Below are 23,046 nucleotides of genomic sequence, written 5' to 3' on the forward strand. Positions count from 1 at the left end.
TCAGAACTTCGCGCGTAGTTCGGCGAAGACGGTGCGCGGGTCGCCGGGGAAGTGGCCGGTCTGTGCCGAGAAGCCCGAGGCGGCGTACACCGTGTCGAAGAGGTTATCGACCCGGAGCATCAGTTCGGCAAAGCCCAGCTGCTGCGTGATCGACGCGTCGAAGATGGTGTAGGGCCGGACCGTCTGTCCGGCGAGGCTGATGCGGCGCGAGACATGTTCGCCGCCGAACGCAAGGGCGGTCCGGATCACCGGCAGCTGATAGCGGGTCCAGAAGCCGAGCTTGTGCGCAGGGGCATTGGCGAAGCGGGTGCCGACCGCGTTGGTGATCGCCTGTCCCGGCGCGGTGGCGGTGATCCGCGCGTCATTATACCCATAGTTGGCGAGCAGCACCCAGTTGCGGGTGAGGTCGGTGGTCAGGTCGAGTTCGACCCCCTTGCTGGTCACCTGCCCGATCGGGCGCAGCTGATCGACGCCATTGACCGGGGGCAACGCGGGATCGACCTGCAGGATGTTTTCGCGGACGATGCGGTACAGCGCGGCATTCGCCTGCAACCGGCCGTCGAACAGGAGCGATTTGACGCCGCCTTCCCACTGGTTGCCGGTGACCGGCGCGAACGGGCCGCCGGCGTCGGTCGCCTGCGACGCGCTGGCCTGCGGTTCGAATCCCTGCGACCAGCTGACATAGAGCGACAGGTCGGTGCGTGGCTGATAGATCGCGCCGCCGCGGAAGGTGACGTCGCTGTCGGCATAGCGCGAGCGGGCGGTGACGCGGTTGCCGGTGGCGACGGTCACGCCATCGTCGAACCGGTCGTAGCGCAGCCCGCCGACCAGCAGAAACTGCTCGGTCAGCGAAATCTGATCCTGCGCATAAAAGCCATAGCGGGTCGAGCGGGTGTCGGTGACGGTGAAGGGCAGCGCCATCGCCCGCGTGGCATCCCCGTCCGAGCGGCCATAGACCGGGCGGCTGAGGCTCAAGGGCAGCACGCCGCTGCGCAGGATGCGCGAGCGCAGGATATTCGTTTCGCGAAACCAGTCGCCGCCGAACTGGAACCGGTGCTCCATGCCGAGCAATGTCGTGGTCGCGGTCGCATTGGCGGCGAAGGACAGGCCGTCGACCGGGCGGACCTGATCGCGGAATTCGCGCAGCACCAGATCGGGGTTGGCGGCGTTGCGCCCGCGCGGCTCGTGATATTTCTGCCGCTCGGTCGCCTTGAAGTAGCGGGCGCCGACATCGAACGTGATCGCGTCGCCGATCGCGGTCGCATAGCGCGCCTGGGTCGCGGTCGAGGTCAGGTGGAGGAAATCGCTCTTTTCATTGGCGTTCCAGCGGATCGAGCCGAGGAAGCGCCCGCTATCGTCGACCAGCACCCCGCGCAGCCGGTTGGCGCGCAGATAATTGTCATAGGTCGTGACCTGCACCGTCAGCAGCCCGCCGGGATTGGTGCGGATCGACAGGCCGGCATCGCCGATCAGCGACTTGTTCAGCGTGTTGAAGCGATAGGGCCGCATCGCTTCGTAGAAGCCGCCGAGGCGGTAGCTGACCACGCCATCGGCATCGATCCGGTCGGTCGCCTCCGCCGAGATGCCGAACCGGTCGTAATTGCCGGCAGTGACGACGGTGCGCAGCGCGGCGCGGTCCGACGGCGTCTTCGACACGTAATTGATGATGCCGCCGGGCGATCCTGGGCCGAAGAACAGCCCGGCAGGACCCTTGAGCACCTCGACCCGGTCGATGTTGAACAGTTGCGGGACCGAAAAGCCGATGAACGGATTGCCGCGCTGTCCGTCGTAGAAGGACTGGTCCTGGCGGAAGCCGCGAAAGGTGACGCCGGCATAGCTGAATGCGCTGACGCCCGAGATATTGCGATAGATGTCGGTCGCGTCGCGCGCGCCCTGATCGACGAACAGGTCGGCATTGATGACCTGCAGCGCCTGCGGAATGTCGAGCGGGTCCTGTGCCGATTTGCCAACGGTGGTGACGAGCGTGCGGTAGAGTTGCTGGGCGCGGCCCTGCACGATGATCTCGTCATCGGCGGGCGGGTCTGCGCGGTCCTGTGCCAGTGCCGGAACCGAAACCATGGCCGCGCCCGCGACCGACATCCAAAACCGCTTCACACCACCCCCGATGTATTGATGCAATTCGCTCGCATTAGCGAACGAACATGGAGGATGCAATCCAATTGCGAACGATCCGCAAAAAGGATGACATTGTAACGCAGCCGAACCGGAACGCGGCGGCGTTCCGACCGTTGGAGGGCGCATAAGGGGAAAAGCGGGATGGCCGACAACGATACGCAGCGCGCGACGCCCGGTTACGGCCGGGTCGCGGCGATGACGGTGATGGTACTGGCGATCGTTGGCGCGGCGTGGCTGTTGGTCAGCATGATGCGGCTGGTGCTGCTGGTGTTCGCCGCGACGACGATCGCGGTGCTGTTCAGCGCGGTGGCCAACCGGATCGAGCGATGGACGCGGCTGCCGCGCGGGCTGGCGCTGGCGCTGTCGGTCATCCTGCTGCTCGGTACGGTGATCGGCATCTTCTATGCGTTCGGCGCGCAGCTGGCGCAGCAGTTCGACACGATCCAGGAACAGATCCCGGCGGCATTCCAGGCGGTGCAGCGTCAGCTCGACAGCTGGGGACTGGGCGAGCCGTCGCGCGAATTGCTGACGCAGGGCAGCAGCGACCTGTCGACGATCATGTCGCGCGCGGGCGGCTATGCCCTGTCGATCGGGTCGGGGCTGTCGGATGCGGTGCTGGTGCTGGTCGGGGCGATTTTCCTGGCGGCCGATCCCGAACTCTATCGCCGGGGGCTGGTGACGCTGGTGCCGCCCAAGGCCGAGGGCGTCGCGCGCAAGGCGGTGGACGACGCCGCCGGCGGCCTGCGCGGATGGATGAAGGGCGAGGCGGTGGCGATCATCGTCGTCGCGGTGCTGACCGGGGCGGGGCTGTCGCTGCTGGGCGTGCCGGCCGCGATCGGGCTGGGGCTGATCGCCGGGTTGATGGACATCGTGCCGTTCGTCGGGCCGATCATCGCCGGCGTGCCCGCCGTGCTGCTGGCCTTTACCCAGTCGCCGTCGACCGCGTTGTGGACGATCGTGCTGTTCCTGATCGTCCAGCAGATCCAGGGCAATATCCTGCAACCCATCGTCCAGAAACATGCGGTCGACGTGCCGCCCGCCGTGTTGCTGTTCTCGGTCATCGGCATGGGGCTGTTGTTCGGGTTCATCGGCGTGCTGCTGGCGGCGCCGCTGACGATCGTCGTGTTCGTGCTGGTGCAGCGGATTTACGTGCAGGCGCTGCTGGGGCGGGACATTACCGTGGCGACGGACAAGGTGAAGGAGGAGGAGTGAGCGCTCCGCTCCCAAGCTGACTTGATCCCGGGTCCCGCTTTTCGTGCCGTCGAGAAGAAGCGGGACCCCGGGTCAAGCCCGGGGTGACGGGTGGGTCAGGCGGGGCGCGTCCACAGTACCGGGTCGCGCGGGGTATCCGGCGCGGGGCGCCAGCGGGCCGCCACGAAGGCGCGGGCGATGGCGGCGATCTTTTCGCCTTTCGATGTGCTCTGCCGCTGGTCCCATGCGGCGGGGCCGGCGGCGGCGACTTTCCGGGCGATGCCGCCATAGATGTCGGCGGCGGCGAGCACCGCCCAGGCCGAGCGCCATGGCAGGCGGGCGGCACCGACGCGGGCGCTGTCTTCGTGGGAAGCCGCGCGCGCGGCCATGCGGCGGGCGAGGATCGCGACCCGGTCGGGCGTCGCCATCGGATCGGCGGGGTCGATGCCCTGTTCGGCCAGCCAGTCGCGCGGCAGATAGCAGCGGCCGGCGTCGGCATCCTCGCGCACGTCGCGGGCGATATTGGCGAGCTGAAAGGCGAGGCCGAGATCGCAGGCGCGGTCGAGCGTGTCCTGTTCGTGCGCGGGCACGCCCATCACCACCGCCATCAGCCCGCCGACCGCGCCGGCGACGTGATAGCAATATCGGTACAGGTCGGCTTCGCTTACCGGCTGCCAGCCATCGGCGTCGAGCTGGAACCCGTCGATCACGTCGTACACGAGGGCATGCGGCAGGCCGACCTCGGCTGCGACCACGCCCAGCGCGTCGAAGGCGGGATCGCCGGTCGGCTGCCCGGCCAGCGCCTGCGCGGTGCGCGCGCGGATCAGGGTCAGGCGTTCCTGCGCATCGTCGAGCCGCTGCATGCCATGGCCCATGTCCTGCCCGTCGGCCAGGTCGTCGCAGGCGCGGCACCACGCATAGAGCAGCCAGGCGCGTTCGCGGGTGACGGGATCGAACAGCTTGCTCGCCGCCGCGAAACTCTTGGAGCCGCGCGCGATCGTGTCGCGAGCATGCGCGACGAGCGCTGCGCGGGGCGGGATCAAAGGTCCTTGCTGCTCATATGGATGATCGCCTGCACCGGCGTGTGCGCCGCCATCTTGCCCAGCAGCGCGTCGAGCGTGTCGGCGACCAGCAATATGTCGCGGTGCATCGGGCGCATGAAGCCGACCTCGGCCATCTTCGCGACGAAGGCGATCAGATGGTCGTAGAAGCCGGCGACGTTGAGCAATCCGACCGGCTTGGTGTGATAGCCGAGCTGTGCCCAGCTCATCGCCTCCCACAATTCGTCCATCGTGCCGGTGCCGCCGGGGATGGTGACGAAGCCGTCGGACAGGTCGGTGAACGCCTGTTTGCGCTGATGCATCGTGTCGACGACGTGCAGTTCGGTGAGGCCCTTGTGCGCGGCCTCTGCCTTCACCAGCGCGGTCGGGATCACGCCGATCACCTCGCCACCCGCCTCGATCGCGCCATCGGCGACCGCGCCCATCAGGCCGAGCTTGCCGCCGCCATAGACGACGCCGATGCCGCGCTCCGCCAGCGCACGGCCGACGGCGCGGGCGGAGTCGATATAGACAGGGTCGGCGGGGGTCGCGGACCCGCAATAGATGGCCAGGCGCTTCATGGGGGTGGGAGGTAGGCGATTGGCGGGTGGGGGGCAAGCGGGTGACGTTGCCCCTACCTGCCCAATACCCAATCCGTTTGCTTCGAGCGCAGGTTCGAGCCTTGTCGAGAACCGAAGTCGAGAAGGGGGTGCCTCAAACGGGGCGTTCTCGACGGGCGCTTCTCGACAAGCTCGAAGCTGCTCGAACCAAACGGTTGGGGTTGGGGTTGGGCGCGGGAGAGGGCGTTCAGTCCTCGCCCCCCAGCATCAGCCCAGCCGTCGCCTTGGCGCTTCCCACGACCCCGGGAATCCCCGCGCCCGGATGGGTGCCGGCCCCGACCACATACAGATTCGGGATATCGTCATCGCGGTTGTGCGCGCGGAAATAGGCGCTCTGGGTCAGGATCGGCTCCAGCGAGAAGGCCGATCCCTGATAGGCGTTCAGGTCGTGGGTGAAGTCGCTCGGCATATAGCTGAACTTCGTCACGATCCGGTCGTGAATGTCGGGGATCAGGCGGCGGCCGACTTCATCGAGAATGCGCTTTTCGAGGATCGGGCCGATCTGGTCCCAGTCGACCGGGAACTTGCCAGTGTGCGGCACCGGGCACAGCGCGTAGAAGGTCGAATGCCCCTCCGGCGCCATCGACGGGTCGGTGACGGTCGGATGGTGGAGATAGAGCGAGAAGTCCTCGCTCAGCACGCCATGGTCGTAAATGTCGGCGAGCAGCCCCTTATAGCGCGGGCCGAACAGGATCATGTGGTGGGGGATGCCCGGCCATGTGCCCTTGATGCCGAAATGGACGACGAACAGCGACGGCGAGAAGCGCTTCTTCTCCAGCCGCTGCACCTTGCGCTGCGCGCTGCGCGAACCGGACAGCAGGTCCTTGTAGCTGTGCATCAGGTCGGCATTGGTCGCGACCATGTCGGCGCCGATCACCACGCCGCCCTTCGTCGTCACCCCCGTCGCGCGGTCGCCGAGCGTGTCGATGCTCTTGACCGGATCGCCGAGCATCAACGTGCCGCCGAGCTTTTCGAACAGGCGGACCATGCCGGCGACCAGCTTGTTGGTCCCCCCTTGCGCGAACCACACGCCGCCGTCGCGCTCCAGCTTGTGGATCAGCGCATAGATGCTGCTGGTCTTCATCGGATCGCCGCCGACCAGCAGGGTGTGGAACGACAGCGCTTGGCGCAACTTGTCGTTCTTCACGAACGACGACACGATCGAATAGACCGAGCGCCACGCCTGGTACTTCGCCAGCGCCGGCGCGGCCTTGATCATCGAGGCGAAGTCGAGGAACGGCACGTGGCCGAGCTTCACATAGCCTTCCTCGTACACCCCCGCCGAATATTCGAGGAAGCGGGCATAGCCGGCGAGATCGCCCGGATCGAGCTTGGCGATTTCGGAGCGCAGCAGCGTGTCGTCGTTGGTGTAGTCGAAATTGGTGCCGTCGGGCCAGTTGAGCCGGTAGAAGGGCGACACCGGTTCCAGCGTCACGTCCTCGGCCATGTCGCGGCCGGTCAGCTGCCAGAGTTCCTGCAACGCCTCGGGGGCGGTGATGACCGTCGGGCCGGCGTCGAAGACGAAGCCGTCGCGCTCCCAATAATAGGCGCGGCCGCCGGGCTTGTCGCGCCCCTCGACCAACGTCGTCTGCACGCCCGCCGACTGCAGCCGGATGGCGAGCGCGAGGCCGCCGAACCCTGCGCCGATAACGACTGCCGTCTTCACCCCTGTCTCCCCATCAACGCCTGCACCGCGCGCCCGATCGGCACCGGCGGTTTCCCGATCAGCACCCGGGCCTGATCGAACAAATTCGATTGCCCGGCATAGAAGCGTCCGATCAGCGCCGCGTCCAGCCGGTAGAAGCGTTCGAGCACGCGGTAGCGTTCCACAGGGTCCGCCGCGCGGAACAACATTGTCGCAAGCATCCGGTAGAAGCCGCGCTTTTTCCACAGCGACGCCGCATAATCATGGGTCAGCGTGTGGAGCGCTCCGCCCGACCAGTCCGAACTGTCGGCGACCAGCTGCGCCAGACGTACGGCGTCGGGCAGCGAATAGCCGGTCAGCGGATGGAACAGCCCGGCGCGCATCCCGCCCTTTGCCACGCGATTGCCGCCAGAACGCCAATATTCCTCGAAATCGCCGCCCATCGCGACCGGGAGCACGCCGGTTTCGCTGCGCCCGACGGTGGCCGCGTCCCAGCCCTTTGCGGCGGCATAGGCGGCGATGCGTCCCGCCAGCACCTGCGTGTCGAGGTCGGGGGTGTCGCTATAATATGTGTCCTCGACGAACAGCGTCGAGGCATCGAACGGCAGGGTGTAGAGGAAGCGATAGCCGTCGATCTGCTCGACCGATCCGTCCATCACGATCGGGCGTTCGACGCCGTGGGGATAGGCGGTGTGCAACTCCATCCCCATGAACTTCTGCCAGCCGAGGTCGAGATGCGACAGGTCGCCGGGGCCGCGACAGTCGATCACCCCCTGCGCCTCCACCCGGTCGCCGTCCGCCAGCACGACGGCGGTCGGACTGGCTCCCAGCACCCGCGCCGACGCCATCAGCGTTTCACTTGGCAGCGTATCGCGCAGCACCGTGTCGAGCCGTTCGGACGTGATCGAATAATAGGTGGTGTCGAGGGTGCGGGCATGCGCCGGAAAGGCGATGTCGTAGCCGCGCCAGCCATGGGCGACGAGCGGCGCCACCAGTGCGCGCTGTTCGGTCGCGACGTCGCTGCCGAAGAACGACCAGACATGGTTGCCGCCGAAGTGCGCCGCCCCCTCGATCAGGCGGATGCGCGCATCGGGCCGCCGCTTCGCCGCCGCCAGCGCGATGAGGGCGCCGGACAATCCCCCGCCGACGATGGCGAGGTCGCATTGATGGATGGTTGGCATGGGGGGGCAGTAGGGGAGCGAAGTCGCGGTAGCAACGGCGGAAAGCCGGCTTGCCCGATGGGGTGGGGCTTCAGCGTGCGGCAGCCGCTGTCGATAGTCGGTGTGATTTCCTCGTCACCCCGGGCTTGACCCCGGGGTCCCGCTTCTTCTTCTACAGCCGGCCGAGCGAGAAGCGGGACCCCAGGGTCAAGCCCGGGGTGACGGTGGGGTTGCGGAGGGCGATCGCTTCCCACAGGCGGGGAGGATCTAAGCCTGTCCTCCCCGCCCACAATCCGCTACAGGGCCCCCATGTCGATCCCGCTGGCTATCCTGTTGTCCGCCGTGGCGATGACGCTGATCGTGGGCGTGCGCTATCTGCTTGCCTCGGCCGGTTTCGCCTTTGCCACGCGCGTGCGGCATCCGGGGCTGTATCGCGGCCTCGATCCGCAGATCGCCAAGGAGATTCGCTGGTCGCTGCTGTCCGCTGCCATTTACGGCATCCCCGCCGGCATCGTCGCCTGGGGGTGGCAGCATCGCGGCTGGACGGCGATCTACCGTGACGTCGACGCGTACCCGTTATGGTATCTGCCGCTGTCGGTGCTGCTCTATCTCTTTGCGCACGACACCTGGTTCTATTGGACCCATCGCTGGATGCACCGGCCGAAATGGTTTCGCATCGCCCATGCCGTCCACCATGCCAGCCGCCCGCCGACCGCGTGGGCGGCGATGGCGTTTCACCCCATCGAGGCGCTGACCGGTGCTGTGGTAATTCCGCTACTCGTCTTCGTCATTCCGATTCATATCGGTGCACTGGCATTGGTGCTGACGACCATGACGGTTATGGGCGTCACCAACCACATGGGATGGGAAATGTTCCCCCGGTTCATGTGGGCGGGGCGATTGGGGGGCTGGCTGATTACCGCCAGCCATCATCAGAGGCATCATGAACGCTATGGCTGCAATTTCGGGCTCTATTTCCGCTTCTGGGACCGGCTGTGCGGCACCGATGGCGGGCTTGGCGACTTCGAAAAAGAGCGCGCGCGCGCGGCGCGTCGCGCTGGCGGTGCTGGCGCTGGCGCTGTTGCCGGGGGCGATGCCGACCGGCACGCTTGACGTCCGGGTCAGCGACCTGCGTTCGACCAAGGGCGTGATCCGCCTCTGCCTGACCGCCGACCCCAAGAATTTTCCCGGCTGCACCGACGACCGCAACGCCGTCACCCGCACCTTCGCCGCCAATGCCGGCGGCGTGCGGATCGCGGGGCTGGGACGCGGCGACTATGCCGTGTCGGTGATCCATGACGAAAACAACAATGCGAAGCTCGACACCTTTGCCGGCATCCCGCGCGAAGGTTTCGGCTTTTCGCGCAATCCGGCGATCCGCTTCGGTCCGCCCAAGTTCAGCGCGGCGGAATTCCCGCTGGCGGGTGATGTAACCATGCAACAGGTACGGATTCGCTATCTGCTATAGTAGAAAGGACGGACCGAAGTCGGCAACGTAGCGTTACGCGGCTGTAATATTTGCCGGAGCTACGCCCTTGCGCGCCATTTTCGCCGCCGTCCTGACTGCCGCCGCCGCTGTTGCCGCCCCCGCCTTTGCGCAGGAAGCGGCCGGGCCGGCGGTGCCCGCCTCCGCCATGCCGAACGACGATACCGGCGGCGATTTCTATGTCGTCGGGATCGGCGCGGCGGTGCTGCCCGATTATGAAGGGTCGGACGATTACGGCTTCACGCCGGTCCCCGCCGCCACCGGCCGGGTATCGGGGTTCAATTTCCTGCTGGCCGGCAACCGCGCCAGCGTCGACCTGATCCGCGACGGGGTCGGCCCGACCTGGGATTTCCAGGCGGGGCCGATCGCGGTGGTGAGCCTGAACCGCAACACGACCAAGGGCATCGACGATGCGCAGGTCCGTGCGCTGGGCAAGGTCGGCACCGCGATCGAACTGGGCGGTTATGTCGGCATCGGCAAGACCGGGGTCATCACCTCGCAGTTCGACCGGCTGTCGGCGTCGATCAGCTATCGCAAGGACGTGGCGGGCGGGCATGGCTCGACCGTGCTGGCACCGACCGTGACCTATGTCACGCCGCTCAGCCTCAAGGCGATTGCCGGCATCTTCGTATCGGGCGAGCGCGTCGGCGAAGGCTATGCCGACAATTATTTCTCGATCACCCCGTCCCAGTCGTTCGCCAGCGGCCTGCCGGTCTACAATGCGCGGGGCGGGTGGAAGAACTGGACGCTCGGCGCGATCGGCGGCCATTCGATCAGCGGCGACCTGCGCTCGGGCTGGCAGCTGTTCGGCACGGTCGTCTATCGCAAGCTGCTCAACGACTTTGCCGACAGCCCGATCGTGGCGCGCAACGGGTCGAGCAACCAGTGGCTGGGCGCGGTGGGTGTGGCCTATAGCTTTTGAGGCAATGAGGGACCGATAGAACCCAGCTTCGTCACCCCGGACTTGATCCGGGGTCCCGCTTACTTTGCAACCGGGCAAGAGGAAGCGGGACCCCGGCTCAAGGCCGGGGTGACGGTGTATATGGGCTGAGCGTCAGCACGCCAGCCGGCCGTCGGTGATGGCGCTTTGGTCGAACAGGAACAGGATCTTCGGATCAGGCAGATCCTGTTCGTGGGCGATGGCGTCCGGGGCGATGCGGGCGACGACATGGGCGAGGGCGGCGATGCGGGCAGGCTTCTTGTGGTCGGCGCGGATGCAATGCCAGGGCGACAGCGCGGTGTGGGTGCGCGAGAGCATGCGGTCGCGCGCCGCGGAATAATCGTCCCACCGCTCCTGCGCCACCGCGTCGAGGTCCGAGACCTTGAGCTGCTTCAACGGATCGGTCCGCCGCGCGTCGAGCCGGGCCTTCTGCTCCTCGCGCGAGATGTCGAGCCAGAGTTTGACCAGGCGAATGCCGCTTTCGATCAGCATCCGTTCGAAATCGGGGGCGTCGCGCAGGAAGGATTCCTGTTCGGTCGCGGTCGAAAAGCCCATGACCGTCTCGACGCCCGCGCGATTATACCATGACCGGTTGAGGATCACGATCTCGCCCGCCGCCGGCAGATGCGCGACATAGCGCTGGAAATACCATTGCGAGCGTTCGCGGTCGGACGGCTTGGGCAGCGCGACGATGCGGGTCGAGCGGGTCGAGAGATGCTCGACCATCCGCTTGATCGTGCCGTCCTTGCCCGCGCCGTCGCGGCCTTCGAGCAGGATCACCACACGTTCGCCGCTCTTGGCTGCCGCGAGCTGGGTCTCCACCAGCGCCAGCTGCAACGCGTGCAGCCGCGATTCATAGACGTGCTTCTTCATCGCGCGCAGCATGACATGCGCGCCGTGCCGCCGAAAGCGGTTTGGCGCGCTCAGGCGGGGCGAACCGGCTGGCGCAGGATCGTGCGCAGCCGGGCGGGCGCGGTCCTGCGCGGGTCGCTCAGGTAGATTTCATGGTGCGGCCCGGCGAAGGTGAGGTTTAGGGCGGGCATGACCGTGTCGTGCAGGCGGTGCAGGACCGGTCCCTCTTCGTCATAGCTGCCGATGTGCAGAATCTGGAGCGAACGCCCTTCGGCCAGGGGTTCGAAGCGCAGCGAGGGCGGGCGGTCGTCGCGCTTTGCCAGCATCTTCGCGACCGCTTGCTCGAACAGGGCCGGTGTTACGAAGTCGGGCGCCATGATCATGACCGTCCAGTGCCAGCGGTCCTTTTCGCGGCGGACGAAGCTGCCCGGATCGTCCGACCACCACAGCGCCTCCAGCGGCGGCACGACATAGTCGCGGCTGAGCGTCGCCTTTGCGGCGAACTTCATCGCATAGCTGACGCCGTAGAGCCATTCGACGGCAGTGCGATAGGCGGCGGCGGTGTTCGGATCGCCCGCACCGTCGACCTTCACGAACGTCATGGGCGGGACGACGATATCGGCGAAATCGCGTGTCGGCGGGTGGTAGAGGTCGCGAAACTGTCGCTTCAGATCGATCTTTTCCATGGGTGCTCCTTCGGAGTTCACAGGCGATGTTCGACCAGGAAGAGGCCCAGTTCGACGCGGAAGCGGTCCTGCGCCTCGATCTGCGCCAGATGGCCGCAATCGGGCACGATCACGAGGCGCGCACGCGGCATCTGGGCGGCGGCGCGACGCGAATCGGCGGGGGCGACCAGGCGGTCGTTCGCGCCGTGGAAGAACAGGGTGGGGGCCGGGATCGACCCGACGCGGTCGCTCAGGTCGTTTCGCAGGTGGGTGGGCGCGAGCGACGCCTGGTTATAGCGCAGATAGGCGATGCCCGCCTGGTCGCGGGCCGCTTCCCGGACGAAGCGTTCTGCGATCCCGGGCGGCAGGGTCGCGGGATCGGCCACCATGCGGCGGATGAGCTGCCCGACATGGCGGTTGCCCCAGCGCACCAGCGGCAACAGCAGCGCGTCGGGCAACTGCGCCGCCGCCCATGCCAGCAGCTGCACGGCAGGATTGCGGACCCGCGGCGCAAGGCCGCCGGGCGCGACGAGGACGAGACCCGCGACCCGATCGGGCGAGCGCAGCGCGAGGTTCAGCGCGACATCGCCGCCCATCGACACCCCGGCGACGATGACGCGATCGACCCCGACGCGATCGAGTGCATCGCCGACGATATCCGCCATCGCCGCCGCGCTGCCCACCGGGTCGAGCGACAGGCTGGCGCCGAAGCCCGGCAGGTCGGGCGCGACGACCATCCGGTCGGCGGACAGGGGCCCGATCAGCCGCGCCCAGGCGATCGCGGCCCGGTCCATGCCGCCGCCATGGATCAGGACGATCGGCAGGCGTGGACCAGCCTGTCCGGCGACGATGACGCCAACGGCACCGGCCCGCGTCGGCACGCGCCGGATCGGCAGCGAGCACGCGTCGCCGATCATCGTCGGCTCACCGGTTCGGCGCACCGACCGCGAGGCGGTGCGCCTGACGGATCATCAGCGCAGCGTCGCATCGGGCTTGCGGCCCTGTTCGACCCATCCGCGCAGCGCGTTCCACGCGGCCAGCGTCTGCGTCTTGTCGAAGCCGCAATGGGTATAGCCCTCGATCCCGCCGATGGGCAGCAGGGCGCGGGTCGCAGGGACGGTGAACTGGGTGAGCTTCGCGGTCCGCCCCGCCTTTGCCACCGCGGCGGCGAGCATCGCTTCCTGCGCATAGGGCACGAGCGAATCGATGCGGTTGTGGATCGTCACCAACGGCGCGCCGATCCGGCCGGTGGCGGTGCGCCATTCGCGCAGATAGGCGAGCGCGCGCGGTGCCGCCGTCACCCGCTGGATATCGCGGTTCAGCGCGGCATTCTCCTCCGCCGACAGCGACGATGCGCGATAGGTTTTGCCGACATTGCCATGGAACCATCCACCGGCGGTCGCGGCCATGTCCTCGGCACCCAGCGCGGCGGTGACCAGCGGATAGGCGAGCGAGGCAGCGTCATAGTCGAAGCCGCCGATCTCGGTGACGGCGCGCACGATCCGCGCCTCGCGGCCGTTCGGGTCCTTTTGTGCAGCGGTCCATAGCGCCAGCGGCGGCATGCCGACCTTGGCGATCTGACCGAAGACATAGGCCTGCGCGGCGGCATCGGGCGTGCCGGCGGGCGGCAGCGGCGAGACCGCGTCGCGGCGGACGTCGGCATTGCCGGGCAGCGCATAGGGCGTGCCCCGGGTCAGCACGGCATAGGCGAGGCGCATGTCGATCAGCCGGCCGAGGATATCCTGCCAGCTGGCGACGACGCCGCAGCGCGCGAACCCGCCGGCGAACGCGGTCGGATAGCGTTCGAGCAGCGTGACCACGATCCCGCCGCCCATCGAATCACCCATCGCATAGATGCGCTTGCCGCCCATCTGCGCCAGCAGGTCGCGCAGCCGGGCGGTGGCTTTCGTGCCCGCTTCGACGCCCAGCCCCGCCTTGGCATAGGCGCTGTGGCCGACGGCATAGCCCTGGCGATAGGCTTCGCCGAGCGCGCCGGTGCCCGGTCCCTTGTCGACCGGATCGGGGGATACCGCGACCGGGGTGCCGGGGGTCGAATAGCCATGGGCGTAGAGCAGGCCGTCGCCCGACCACCCCTTGGGAAAGGCCAGCGCGAACTGGTTGCCGTCGAGCCGGCCGTTGATCGTCACGCCGCCGTCGGCGCGGGGCGTCGCGGTGACGTCGACGGCGCCCAGCCGCGTCGCCTGTGCCGTGAGCGTCTGCTGCCGCGCGGCGGGTGCGTCCTGCGCGGCGGCGGGCGGAATCGGGGCGGCCGCGAGCGCAGCACCGGCGAGGAGCAGGGACATCAGGGGAAAGGCGCGCATCGGGCGTACTCCGTGTTTAACGAGGGCGGCGGCCGAGATGCCGGTCGAAGAAGCGGGCGACCAGGCGAAAGGCTTCGGTCGATTCGGGCATGTCGGGCCACATGAAGAAAGCGTGGGGCAGGCCGTCGAACAGTTGCAACTCGCTCGCCACGCCGGCAGCGGTCAGGCGGCGATGGGCGAGGGTCAGCGCGCTGACCGCGAAGTCGCGTCCGCCCGCCAGCAGCAGCGTCGGCGGCATCGCGTGGGTTTCGGTGTCCGAGCGCAGCGGATAGGCGGCAGGGTCGTCAGCCGCCACGCCCGCCATATAGGGGGTCGGCAAGGTCGCGGGCAGAACGGGCGTCGGCAACGCCTCTTCCCCGGTCATCGGCCCGGCCCAATGGGGGCTGTCGCCCGAATAGGGCGCGCCGGTGCCGCAAAAGGTCCCGATCGCGCCGGGGCGGGGCAGTCCGATGCGGCGGAGCCATGCGGTCGCCTGCGCGGTGATGACGCCGCCCGCCGAACAGCCATAGATGCCGATATTTTCCGGCCGATGCGTTTTGAGCAGGGCGCGATAGATCGCCGCCACATCCTGCGACGCCGCCGGATAGCGATGTTCGGGCGCCAGCCGATAGTCGAGCGTGACGACCCGCACCCGCATCGTCGCCGCGATCGGGATCGCCTCGACCAGCGCGCCGCTGCCCGATCCCCAGAGAAAGGCACCGCCATGGACGTTGATAAGCACGCGACCGGCATTGCCGGGGGCGATGCCGGCCACCGGATCGACGATGGTGACGGGGACGCCCGCGATACGCTCCCGCCGTTCGCGCGTAGCGAAATGGCGGCGCATCTCGGCGCGGCGGCGGTCGTTCCATTGCTGGTAGAAGGCGCGTTGCTGCGCGAGGTCGCCGGCAATGGTCTTGGGCGCGGTTTCCGCCTGCATCCGCACCAGCACCGTGCGCGCCTCGTCGCTCAGCTGGCTGGACGGGGGCAGGGTGAAGGCGGGCACCGCCACCGATTGCGCCATCGCCGGTGCGCTCCCCAAGCCGATCAGGGCGATCGTCAAGTCGACAAGGAAGCGGTGCAGGGTCATCGTACCGCATCCGCCGCGGGCCGGCGCCCGGTGCGGACCCAGCTGCGCATCGCATCGAACGCGGCGATGTTCTGCGCGGGCGTGAACCCGCAATGGGTATAGCCGGTCAGCCCGCCGGGCAGCGGGATCGTCGTCGGCGGCACCGCATATTGCGCCAGCCGCGCGCTGTTGCCGGCGGCGGCGGCGATCCGGCCCAGCCCCTGCGTCTGCGCGAACGGCACCAGCGAATCGATCGTCTGGTGGACGGTGACCAGCGGGATACGGAACCGGCCCGTCGCCTCATGCCAGCGCCGGGCATAGGCGACCGCGCGCGGATCGGCATCATAGCGCTGCATCCGGCGGTTGAAGTCCGCCGCCTGCGCCGCATCCATTTCAGGCGGGGCATAGACGGTGTCGCGGTTGCCGATCGGCAGGCCGCCCATCGTCGCACGGATATCGTCCATACCGAGCGCGGCGGACGAGATCGGTGCGCCCAGCGCCGCCGGGTCGGGCGCGAAGCCGCCGATCGCCGCCATCTGCCGGATGATGCGCGCTTCCGGTCCCTGCGGGTTCGCCTTCGCGGCGAGGAACAGCGCGAGGATCGGCGACAGCAGCTTCATCTTCTGCGCTTCGCGAAACGCCTCACCCGATGTCGGATCGCCGGGGGGCGGCACGATCGGCAGCGCCGAGCGGGTCAGGTCCTTGCCGCCCGGCAACGCATAGGGCGTACCGGCGGTCAGCACGTCATAGGCGCCGCGCATGTCGGCCAGTTGCCGGAACATCGTCAGCCACCCCTGCGTCACGCCGCACATCGCGACCGCGCCGGAAAAGGCGTTGGGGTGGTTCTCGATCAGCGACAGGACGATGTTGCCGCCCATCGACCCGCCTACCGCGTAGAAGCGCTTCGCCCCCAGCTTCGCCGCCAATGCGCGCAGCCGCATGGTGTTGCGGGTCGCCGTTTCGGTCGCGATGCCGTTCTTGTCGACCGCGGCGATGCCGCTGGCGATCCCCTGCGCATAGAGATGCTTGAACAGCCCGCCGCCGGGGTCCTTGGCCAACGGATCGGTGGGTACGCTGGGCGGCGTGCCCGGCAGAGCATAGCCCTGTCCGAACAGCACCGTCTCGCCGGTCCAGTTCGACGGGATCGTCAGGACGAAGCGGCGTCCCTCGACGCTGCCGTGCAGGATCATGCCGCCGCCGGGTGCCGCCGTCGCGGCGAGGGCGGTGGCGCCGGCCGCGCGTGCCTTTGCCTGCAAGGCAGTCTGGGCAGCGGTCGGCTGGAAGGTGGGTGGTGCCTGCCGGGCAATGCCGGTGCCGGCCAGCAGGGCGACGGGAAGGAGGATCGCGTGGCGCATCATGGCCGCTCCCCTCAGAAGCGATAGCGGAGCTGGACGCCATATTGCGCCGGCTCGCCATAGATCGAGCCGATAAAGCCCGAATTATTGTAGCTGGGATTGGCGGTCACGCGGTACGCCCGGTCGAGGATGTTGGTGCCGTAGAAGGCGAGGTCGAGCGGGAAGCCGCGCACTTCGCGCCAGTCGAGCCGGACGTTGAGCAGGCCGTAGCCGGCGATGGTGTCGAACGGCTGCGCCTCCGGCGTGACGCGCTGGCTGGTCTGGTACGACCAGTTGCCGCTCAGCTGCAACGTCCCCTCCTGTTCCGGAATCGGCAGGTCGAGGCTGGCGGTCAGATTGTACTTGTGCTTCGGCACGAACGAGAACGGCGTGCCGGCCAGGTCGCGGCTCGGCTGCGCGGCGGTCAGCGCCTGCGGGATCGCGGGGATCGCGATCGTGTCATATTGCAGATACTTGGCCGAGTTGTACGAATAGGTCGCGCCGAGCGTCACGCCCTTGACCGGGACCAGCATGCCTTCGAACTCCAGTCCCATCACCCGCGCGCGCTGGGCATTGGTCAGGATGTCCGAACCGGCGATCGCCGCGCGCTGGATCACCTGGATATCGTTGTACCAGGTATAGAAGGCGGCGAGGTTGGTGCGAGCGCGCACGTCGCCGAAGGTCCAGTCGCGCTTCAGCCCGACTTCGGCATCGGTCACCTGTTCGGGCTTCACCGCGAACAGCGGGTGGTCTTCGCCCAAAAACAGCGACACGATCGGGTTGCTCGCCCCAGACTTGTAGCCCCGCCGCGAGACGGCATAGAGCAGGGTCTGCGGATCGGCCTGCCAGTCGAGGCCCAGCTGCCAGGTCGGCCCGTTGCTGGTGCCGCGGAAGGTCGCAGCGGTGCAGTTCGGGTATTTGAGCGTGGGCACGCGCCCGGCCGCGACCGCCCGGTATGCGTCATAGACGCACAGCCCGGCGTTCAGCCCGACGATCTGCGCCGCCTGTGCCGGGTTGATGATGCCGAGCGCGGCGAGCCGGTTGAAGACCTGATAGCTTGCCGGATCCTGATAGCTCTGGATATCACCGCCGAATTCGTCCCACGTCCAGCGAAAGCCGGCGGTGGCGGTCAGCGTCGGCACGATCTTGTACTGGACCTGCGCATAGGCCGCCTTGCTGTGCCCGTCGACATGGGCGCTCGGTTGCAGGGTCAGCGCGGGGACGAGCGGGCTGGTGAGGCCGAGCGCCGCCTGCAACGGCTGCGGAATCAGCAGCGGGCCGCCGCCGAGGATACCGCCGGCCTGCAACGGGTTGACCGTCGCAAAGGTGAGCGGCGCGGGGGTCTTCTGGTCGAGGAAGAAGCCGCCTGCCTGTACGCGGAGCGTGCCGTTGTCGTAGCGGGCCTGCACCTCTTCGGTGATGGTGCGCAAATTGTTGTTCCAGCTGCCCGGATAGGCGCCGAGCAGGTCGGCGATCGGCAGCGTCGTCGAATCGCGATCGGTGGCGCTGGTCGAGCGGGTGCGGGCGTAGCTGAAGATGTTCTTGAGCGTGAAGGTATCGCTGACGCGCCATTCGGTGTTGTTGAGGACGAGGAAGTTCTTGGCCTTCTCGAACGTGGGCACGCTCAGCGCCGTCCGGCGGACGCCGCGCGCCTGCTGCGCGGCGAGATAGGGTTGCAGGAGCGCGGCATAGGGGCGGGCGGGATTGACCGCGAGCAGGATGCTGCCGCCGCCATTTTCGTCCACTTCCTGATAGCTGACGGCGGTATAGTTGCTGATCGTCGCCGACGGATCGAACTGGATGCCGAGGCGCAGGCTGAAATTGTTGCGGTTGAGATAGTCGCGGCCGGTCACGACGTCGCGGACATAGCCTTCGCGCTGGTCCAGTTGTCCCGCGACGCGGATCGCGAGCATGTCGTCGACGATCGGCACGTTCAGCGCACCCTGCACGCTCTTGCGCTCAAGGTTGCCGATCGTGCCGTCGACATAGCCTTCGACCCGGTTCATCCGTGGCCGCTGCGGCTCCAGCAGGACGGCACCACCGGTCGTGTTGCGCCCGAACAGCGTGCCCTGCGGCCCTTTGAGCACCTGGAGCGAGGCGAGGTCGTAGAAATTGCCCGGGCCGCTGACGCTGGTGGGCACTTCGGCGAAATAGCCGACCACGCCCGGACCGCTGCCCGCCCCCGGACCGCCGGTGCCGCCCATGCCGCGGATGGTATAGGTTTCCTGGTTGCGCGCGACATCGCCGACCACCGATAGCGACGGGGTGAAATTCTGCAGGTCGGTGCCGTTGTTGATCCCCTTTTCCCGGATCGCATCCTGCGAGAAGGCGGTGATCGCGACGGGCACGCGCTGGCCGCGTTCGGCGGTGCGCCGCGCGGTGACGACGATGTCGCCGATGCTGTCATCCTCCTGCGCAGGTGCCGCGGTCGGTTCCGCCACCGGTGCGACCGCCGCCGTGCGATCCGCGACCGGCATCCGCGTCACGGCGATCGCGCCGCTGCGATCGCGATGCAGGACGAGACCCGACCCGCCGACGACCGCCCGTAACGCCGCCATCGCGTCCAGCTTTCCGCGAACCCCGCGCGAGCGCAGCGCATCGACTTCGTCGCTGCGATAGAGCACCGGCGTACCCGCCTGGCGCGACCAGGCATCGAGCGCCGCCCGCATCGAACCGGGCGCAATGCTGTAGGTGCGGACCCGGTTTACAGTTTCCGTTCGCGCCTGCGCCCATGAAGGCGTTGTCGCGCAGTTACTTGCCAGTGCTGCCGCTACCAGGAACCGATGCTTTCCGGTCATATTCCCCCTCCGATACTGCACGGCCTCTTCGGGCCTTCTGCAATGCTAGACGGACGGCAGGCGGAAAGTCGTAACGCGACCGATCAGGAATCTATCGTGATCGCATCGACGTCTTCGCGCACCGTCAGTCCGAACCCGGCGTGCAGCAGTCGTGCGAATGCATCGATGTCGGTCGCCTCGAACGTGCCGCCGATCCGGATCTGCGCCGCGCGTGCATCGGCGATCCGGATCTGCCGGCGGTTATAGCGGTTGAACTCGGCGGCGGCCTCGCCCAGCGTCGTCCGGTCGAAGGTCAGCATCCCCTGCCGCCATGACAGCGCCGCCTCCACCCGCGCCGGCGATCGGTCGGTCAGCAGCATCGACGTGCCGCGCGCGATGGCGACATTGCCGGCGGTGATGACCGCCGCCCGCCCCCGCTCGCCACCGGCGGCATCCTCCACTCGGACCCGGCCCTCGACGACGGCGACGGTGACCGTGCGACCATCGCGCCGTACCGAAAACCGGGTGCCAAGCACCGTCACCATCCGGTCGCCTGCGTGGATGACGAAGGGATGGCTGCTGTCGTGGGCCACATCGAAATAGGCCTCGCCGCGATCGAGCCAGACGGCGCGCCGACCCCCGTCGATCGCGGTGCGCAGCGTGCTGGCGGTATTGAGCGTCACCGCGCTGCCATCGGGCAGGCGCAGCGCGCGATGTTCGCCGATGGTGGTGGCGAAGCGGCGCAGCAGCGGCGGATCGCGCCGGAGCAGGTCCGGCAGCGCGATCGCGGCGAACAGGCAGAGCAGCACCAGACTGGCCGCCAGCGCCTGCAGCGCCCGGCTGTTCAGAAGGGCGACGCGGCGGGGCACCGGTTCGACCGGGGTGCTTCGCATGGCGGCTAGCCGCGCGGTCGCGTCCCAACCGGCCTCGAGCCGCCACAGCGCGGCCTTGTGCGCATCGCTTTCGTCCAGCCAGGCCGCCAGCGCGGTATCGTCCGCCGCGCTCCATTCGGGCTGGTCGCGCCGCACCAGCCACGCGGCGGCACGCGCTTCGATCTCGGGGCGGGCGGTCATGGCGTCCGCTTCCGTCGCGGGGCCAGCCCCGGCGTGCGGTCGATCCGCGCCGTGCCGCCCAGCATGAAATTGGCGAGCGCGCGCAGGCCGAGCGTCAGCTGGCGCTCGACGGTGTGGTGGCCCACCCCCAGCCGGGCGGCGGTTTCGCGGATGTTCAGCCCCTCGACCCGCCGCAGCCGGACGACCTCGCGGCAGCGCGGCGGCAGCTGGTCCAGCCCCGCCATCGCCCGGCGCAGCTCGTCGCGGGCGCCCAGCGCACGATCCGCCTCGGTCAGGTCGGGCACGTTCAGCTCGTCGAGATCGGCCATCTGTTCGAACGACACCACCTTCGCCCGGCGCGCCCGATCGATCAGCAGGTTGCGGGCGATGGTCAGGACGAACGGCCGCGTGTTCAACGGAATCCCCCGGCGCGCGGCACCGACCGCATGTTCGTACACCTCCTGCCGAAGGTCGATCACGTCATCCCGCGCCCGGCAATGGCGCGCCAGATAGCGTTCGAGGTCGCGCTCCAGCGGAAGCACGTCCGCGACGAACCAGCGTTTGAGGACATCATCGTCGATCATCAGAGGGTAATGACGAATGACACGCGCCAACCCGTAACGTCCAGTCGGACGGCAGATCGATGGAATCGAAAGATATTCACCCGGACGGGCGACCGGCCCGCAGACAAGTGCCTGCGGGGACCGTCGTTCCGACGATCCCCGAAGCTGTTTCGACGCTATGCGAAGAAATGGTGCCCAGAAGAGGAGCGAGCGGGGGCGAGCGGGTGGCTTCCACCTCGACCGGGGAGTTTTCTCCTACCTTTTCAGTGTCAGCGGGTTCGAGTCCCAGAAGAGCACTCGAATCGTGAGCGACCGTAGCAGGACCATCGTCAGGAGCGCCGCAGGATGCGTTGCCGGTGGGAATGACGCCTTGGGGCATCTCGTCCGCCTTGATGTCGTGATGGTGCTCCACGGGGCTTTGTGACGGCTTACGCGGCATGGGCCATCGCGGTCTTGATGCGGTGAACGGTTCCGACACCGACGCGGAGCTTCTTGGCCGTCTTGTTGATGCTCAGGCCACCGCTGAGCAGTCGTTCGATGTGGCGCTGCTTATCGACGTCGAGGCGGGGGCGACCGCCTTTCTTGGTCGAGCGGGCCAGCCCCGACTTCACCCGCTCGGAGATCATGGCGCGCTCGAACTCGGCGAACACGCCCATCATGCCGAACATCGCGCGGCCCGATGGCGTGCTGGTGTCGATAGCTTGGACGTGGAGGTAGAGATCGACGCTTCGGGCATCGAGGTCGCCGAGGATGGAGACGAGATGCTGGAGGGACCGACCGAGGCGGCAGATGCTCCATGATGCCACCATGTCGAACTCACGACGGGCGATGCCCTTGAGCATGGCGTCAAGGCCGGGTCGTTGATCTCGTCCTTTGGCACCTGAGATGCCTTCGTCGGCGAAGGTGGCGACGATGTCCCAACCGAGCCGTTCACCGGCGAGGCGAAGGTCACGGAGTTGGTTCTCGACGGTCTGTTGTCCGTCAGCGGTGGAGACGCGGGTGTAGAGGGCGACGCGCTTGGGCATGGCGCGAGACTCTCACGGATACCAAAATCGTCAAGAAAATGGTTTTGGTGTGGGCATGGTTGCCCGCTCCGATTCCCAAACGCAGTTCATCGCCGAATACCGGTTCAAGTTTCCTCATCCGTGGAATCGCCCGATAACGACTGTTGCCGCCGGTCACTTGACGCTTGATGTCCGCGTCAACGGGGGCAATTTTGATGCAGAATACGTCGGTGCGTTCGACGGCACCGATCTGGTCGCGGTGATGAACACATGGGGACCGGAAGGCCCACTGCCTTACCGGCATATCGGCAAAACCATTGTTGCTCCGGCATATCAGGGCCACGGCATCACTCGACAGATCATCGAATGGTGGGTGACGTCGCGCAACGAGTGCCTCGCCTCGGACGAGAACCAGACCCACGATGGCGCGAGGGTCTGGGAATCGATGATCATGCGTGCGCCCCGGCTCCGGTTCTACCTATGGCACCCCGACGGAACCGAGATCGAGTTGATCGTCGATGAGGGCCGGATCGTTCCCGACCCGTGGTCCGATCCTCACACTCGGCTGCTCGCCCGTCCCCGGTGACGGGACGTCCCATTCCAAATCCATCCGTTTGTCGAACAGGCCTCACGACCATCGTCGAGTGACGGTTTTCTGCGGATCAGAGAGGGTCGCCGGGAGAGGGGTTTTCGGAACGGGCGAGGAGTAGGTCAGGAGGACGGTCGATAAGGCCGATAACCTCGCGCCATGCGCTTCTTGAGCAGCGCCTCGACAGCGGAGGGTGACAGGGTGGGATTGTTGCGCTGAATATCCGCCCGGTGTCGATCCTTTATCGCGCCGAAGTGAGTGTCAGTCTCGCCGTGATCATTGATGATGTAGGGTTGGTTCGCGCGCTTAATCGTGCTGTAGTCAAATCGTTTTGCCATGCTCCGATAATACCATCGGGTCAGCAGAGCCGCATTATTCACGTGGAATGCGTTTTGGAGTCCAAGTCTCCAGATCAACTAAACGCAACGTCTGTCTCTCACCCAGATAGTCCGTCACCAGCACGCCGGATCGCGTTCGTTCTCGAACGCTGAATATAGCTCCCGCTCTCTCGTCTTCTGATGCAACACGGAGCCTAACCCAGTCCAACGGACGTGGGGGTCGAACTACCGCCGCCATCCAAACCCCGTGCTCGTTTTCCCGCTCGGTCAACAGTCGCAAGGTGC

At 67.4% G+C, this 23,046-nt stretch carries 21 protein-coding genes; 5 read left to right on the forward strand and 16 right to left on the reverse strand.

Features of this window, described 5'->3' with window-relative positions:
* A complete protein-coding gene (locus PPZ50_RS03060) occupies positions 1 to 2,115 on the reverse strand; it encodes a TonB-dependent siderophore receptor (RefSeq protein ID WP_272815704.1) in 2,115 nt (704 codons plus the stop codon).
* 162 nt (positions 2,116 to 2,277) lie between these two features.
* Between PPZ50_RS03060 and PPZ50_RS03065 the strand changes: the two genes are divergently transcribed.
* Complete coding sequence (locus PPZ50_RS03065) at positions 2,278 to 3,348, forward strand: AI-2E family transporter (protein ID WP_066689954.1); 1,071 nt, start codon at positions 2,278 to 2,280, stop codon at positions 3,346 to 3,348.
* A 95-nt stretch (positions 3,349 to 3,443) separates the two neighbouring features.
* Here PPZ50_RS03065 and PPZ50_RS03070 read toward each other — a convergent pair whose 3' ends face one another.
* From PPZ50_RS03070 to crtY, 4 genes are all read right to left on the reverse strand, one after another.
* Complete coding sequence (locus PPZ50_RS03070; protein WP_066689956.1) at positions 3,444 to 4,370, reverse strand: phytoene/squalene synthase family protein; 927 nt, start codon at positions 4,368 to 4,370, stop codon at positions 3,444 to 3,446.
* On the reverse strand, positions 4,367 to 4,948 hold the full coding sequence (locus tag PPZ50_RS03075) for a TIGR00730 family Rossman fold protein (protein WP_066689958.1): 582 nt from the start codon (positions 4,946 to 4,948) through the stop codon (positions 4,367 to 4,369). The genes PPZ50_RS03070 and PPZ50_RS03075 overlap by 4 nt, the downstream gene beginning before the upstream one ends.
* A gap of 226 nt (positions 4,949 to 5,174) precedes the next feature.
* On the reverse strand, positions 5,175 to 6,653 hold the full coding sequence (locus PPZ50_RS03080) for a phytoene desaturase (RefSeq protein ID WP_066689960.1): 1,479 nt from the start codon (positions 6,651 to 6,653) through the stop codon (positions 5,175 to 5,177).
* A complete protein-coding gene (gene crtY / locus PPZ50_RS03085) occupies positions 6,650 to 7,813 on the reverse strand; it encodes a lycopene beta-cyclase CrtY (protein WP_066689962.1) in 1,164 nt (387 codons plus the stop codon). Before crtY ends, PPZ50_RS03080 begins: the two co-directional genes overlap by 4 nt.
* A 294-nt stretch (positions 7,814 to 8,107) precedes the next feature.
* Between crtY and PPZ50_RS03090 the strand changes: the two genes are divergently transcribed.
* From PPZ50_RS03090 to PPZ50_RS03100, 3 genes are all read left to right on the forward strand, one after another.
* Positions 8,108 to 8,905 carry a sterol desaturase family protein gene (locus tag PPZ50_RS03090; RefSeq protein ID WP_126014388.1) on the forward strand — a complete coding sequence of 266 codons (798 nt, stop codon included), beginning with the start codon at positions 8,108 to 8,110 and terminating at the stop codon, positions 8,903 to 8,905.
* Positions 8,808 to 9,260 carry a DUF2141 domain-containing protein gene (locus PPZ50_RS03095; protein ID WP_332307311.1) on the forward strand — a complete coding sequence of 151 codons (453 nt, stop codon included), beginning with the start codon at positions 8,808 to 8,810 and terminating at the stop codon, positions 9,258 to 9,260. Before PPZ50_RS03090 ends, PPZ50_RS03095 begins: the two co-directional genes overlap by 98 nt.
* Positions 9,261 to 9,327: 67 nt before the next feature.
* Positions 9,328 to 10,200, forward strand: coding sequence for a MipA/OmpV family protein (locus PPZ50_RS03100; RefSeq protein ID WP_066689968.1), 873 nt, complete (start codon positions 9,328 to 9,330; stop codon positions 10,198 to 10,200).
* Positions 10,201 to 10,332: 132 nt separating this feature from the next.
* On the opposite strand, the gene ppk2 is transcribed toward PPZ50_RS03100, so the two are convergent.
* From ppk2 to PPZ50_RS03150, 10 genes are all read right to left on the reverse strand, one after another.
* Positions 10,333 to 11,103 (reverse strand): polyphosphate kinase 2, encoded by a 771-nt coding sequence (gene ppk2, locus PPZ50_RS03105; protein ID WP_232307940.1) that lies wholly within the window; start codon positions 11,101 to 11,103, stop codon positions 10,333 to 10,335.
* Between the two features lie 38 nt (positions 11,104 to 11,141).
* Positions 11,142 to 11,756: a GyrI-like domain-containing protein gene (locus PPZ50_RS03110; RefSeq protein ID WP_126014384.1), complete on the reverse strand. Its 615-nt coding sequence runs from the start codon at positions 11,754 to 11,756 to the stop codon at positions 11,142 to 11,144.
* A 17-nt stretch (positions 11,757 to 11,773) separates the two neighbouring features.
* Entirely contained in the window at positions 11,774 to 12,652 is an 879-nt protein-coding gene (locus PPZ50_RS03115; RefSeq protein ID WP_066689972.1) for an alpha/beta fold hydrolase, read from the reverse strand.
* A 54-nt stretch (positions 12,653 to 12,706) separates the two neighbouring features.
* Complete coding sequence (locus PPZ50_RS03120) at positions 12,707 to 14,056, reverse strand: alpha/beta hydrolase family protein (protein ID WP_066689974.1); 1,350 nt, start codon at positions 14,054 to 14,056, stop codon at positions 12,707 to 12,709.
* Positions 14,057 to 14,072: 16 nt separating this feature from the next.
* Positions 14,073 to 15,125: an alpha/beta hydrolase gene (locus PPZ50_RS03125; protein WP_066689976.1), complete on the reverse strand. Its 1,053-nt coding sequence runs from the start codon at positions 15,123 to 15,125 to the stop codon at positions 14,073 to 14,075.
* Entirely contained in the window at positions 15,122 to 16,462 is a 1,341-nt protein-coding gene (locus PPZ50_RS03130; RefSeq protein WP_066689977.1) for an alpha/beta fold hydrolase, read from the reverse strand. Before PPZ50_RS03130 ends, PPZ50_RS03125 begins: the two co-directional genes overlap by 4 nt.
* 11 nt (positions 16,463 to 16,473) lie before the next feature.
* Positions 16,474 to 19,107 (reverse strand): TonB-dependent receptor, encoded by a 2,634-nt coding sequence (locus PPZ50_RS03135; RefSeq protein WP_066689979.1) that lies wholly within the window; start codon positions 19,105 to 19,107, stop codon positions 16,474 to 16,476.
* 212 nt (positions 19,108 to 19,319) lie between these two features.
* Positions 19,320 to 20,288, reverse strand: coding sequence for a FecR family protein (locus PPZ50_RS03140; protein ID WP_066689982.1), 969 nt, complete (start codon positions 20,286 to 20,288; stop codon positions 19,320 to 19,322).
* Positions 20,285 to 20,851 (reverse strand): RNA polymerase sigma factor, encoded by a 567-nt coding sequence (locus PPZ50_RS03145; protein ID WP_066689984.1) that lies wholly within the window; start codon positions 20,849 to 20,851, stop codon positions 20,285 to 20,287. Before PPZ50_RS03145 ends, PPZ50_RS03140 begins: the two co-directional genes overlap by 4 nt.
* Positions 20,852 to 21,258: 407 nt before the next feature.
* The gene (locus tag PPZ50_RS03150; RefSeq protein WP_066689987.1) at positions 21,259 to 21,855 is read right to left on the reverse strand and encodes a recombinase family protein; all 597 of its coding nucleotides are present in this window, start codon (positions 21,853 to 21,855) and stop codon (positions 21,259 to 21,261) included.
* On the opposite strand from PPZ50_RS03150, the gene PPZ50_RS03155 reads away from it, so the two are divergent.
* A complete protein-coding gene (locus PPZ50_RS03155) occupies positions 21,848 to 22,420 on the forward strand; it encodes a hypothetical protein (protein ID WP_272815705.1) in 573 nt (190 codons plus the stop codon). The genes PPZ50_RS03150 and PPZ50_RS03155 overlap by 8 nt on opposite strands.
* A 125-nt stretch (positions 22,421 to 22,545) precedes the next feature.
* Here PPZ50_RS03155 and PPZ50_RS03160 read toward each other — a convergent pair whose 3' ends face one another.
* Positions 22,546 to 22,761 carry a hypothetical protein gene (locus tag PPZ50_RS03160; RefSeq protein WP_272815706.1) on the reverse strand — a complete coding sequence of 72 codons (216 nt, stop codon included), beginning with the start codon at positions 22,759 to 22,761 and terminating at the stop codon, positions 22,546 to 22,548.
* Positions 22,762 to 23,046 lie beyond the last annotated feature (285 nt).

The organism is Sphingomonas hankookensis (genome assembly GCF_028551275.1).
Taxonomy (GTDB): Bacteria; Pseudomonadota; Alphaproteobacteria; order Sphingomonadales; family Sphingomonadaceae; genus Sphingomonas; species Sphingomonas hankookensis_A.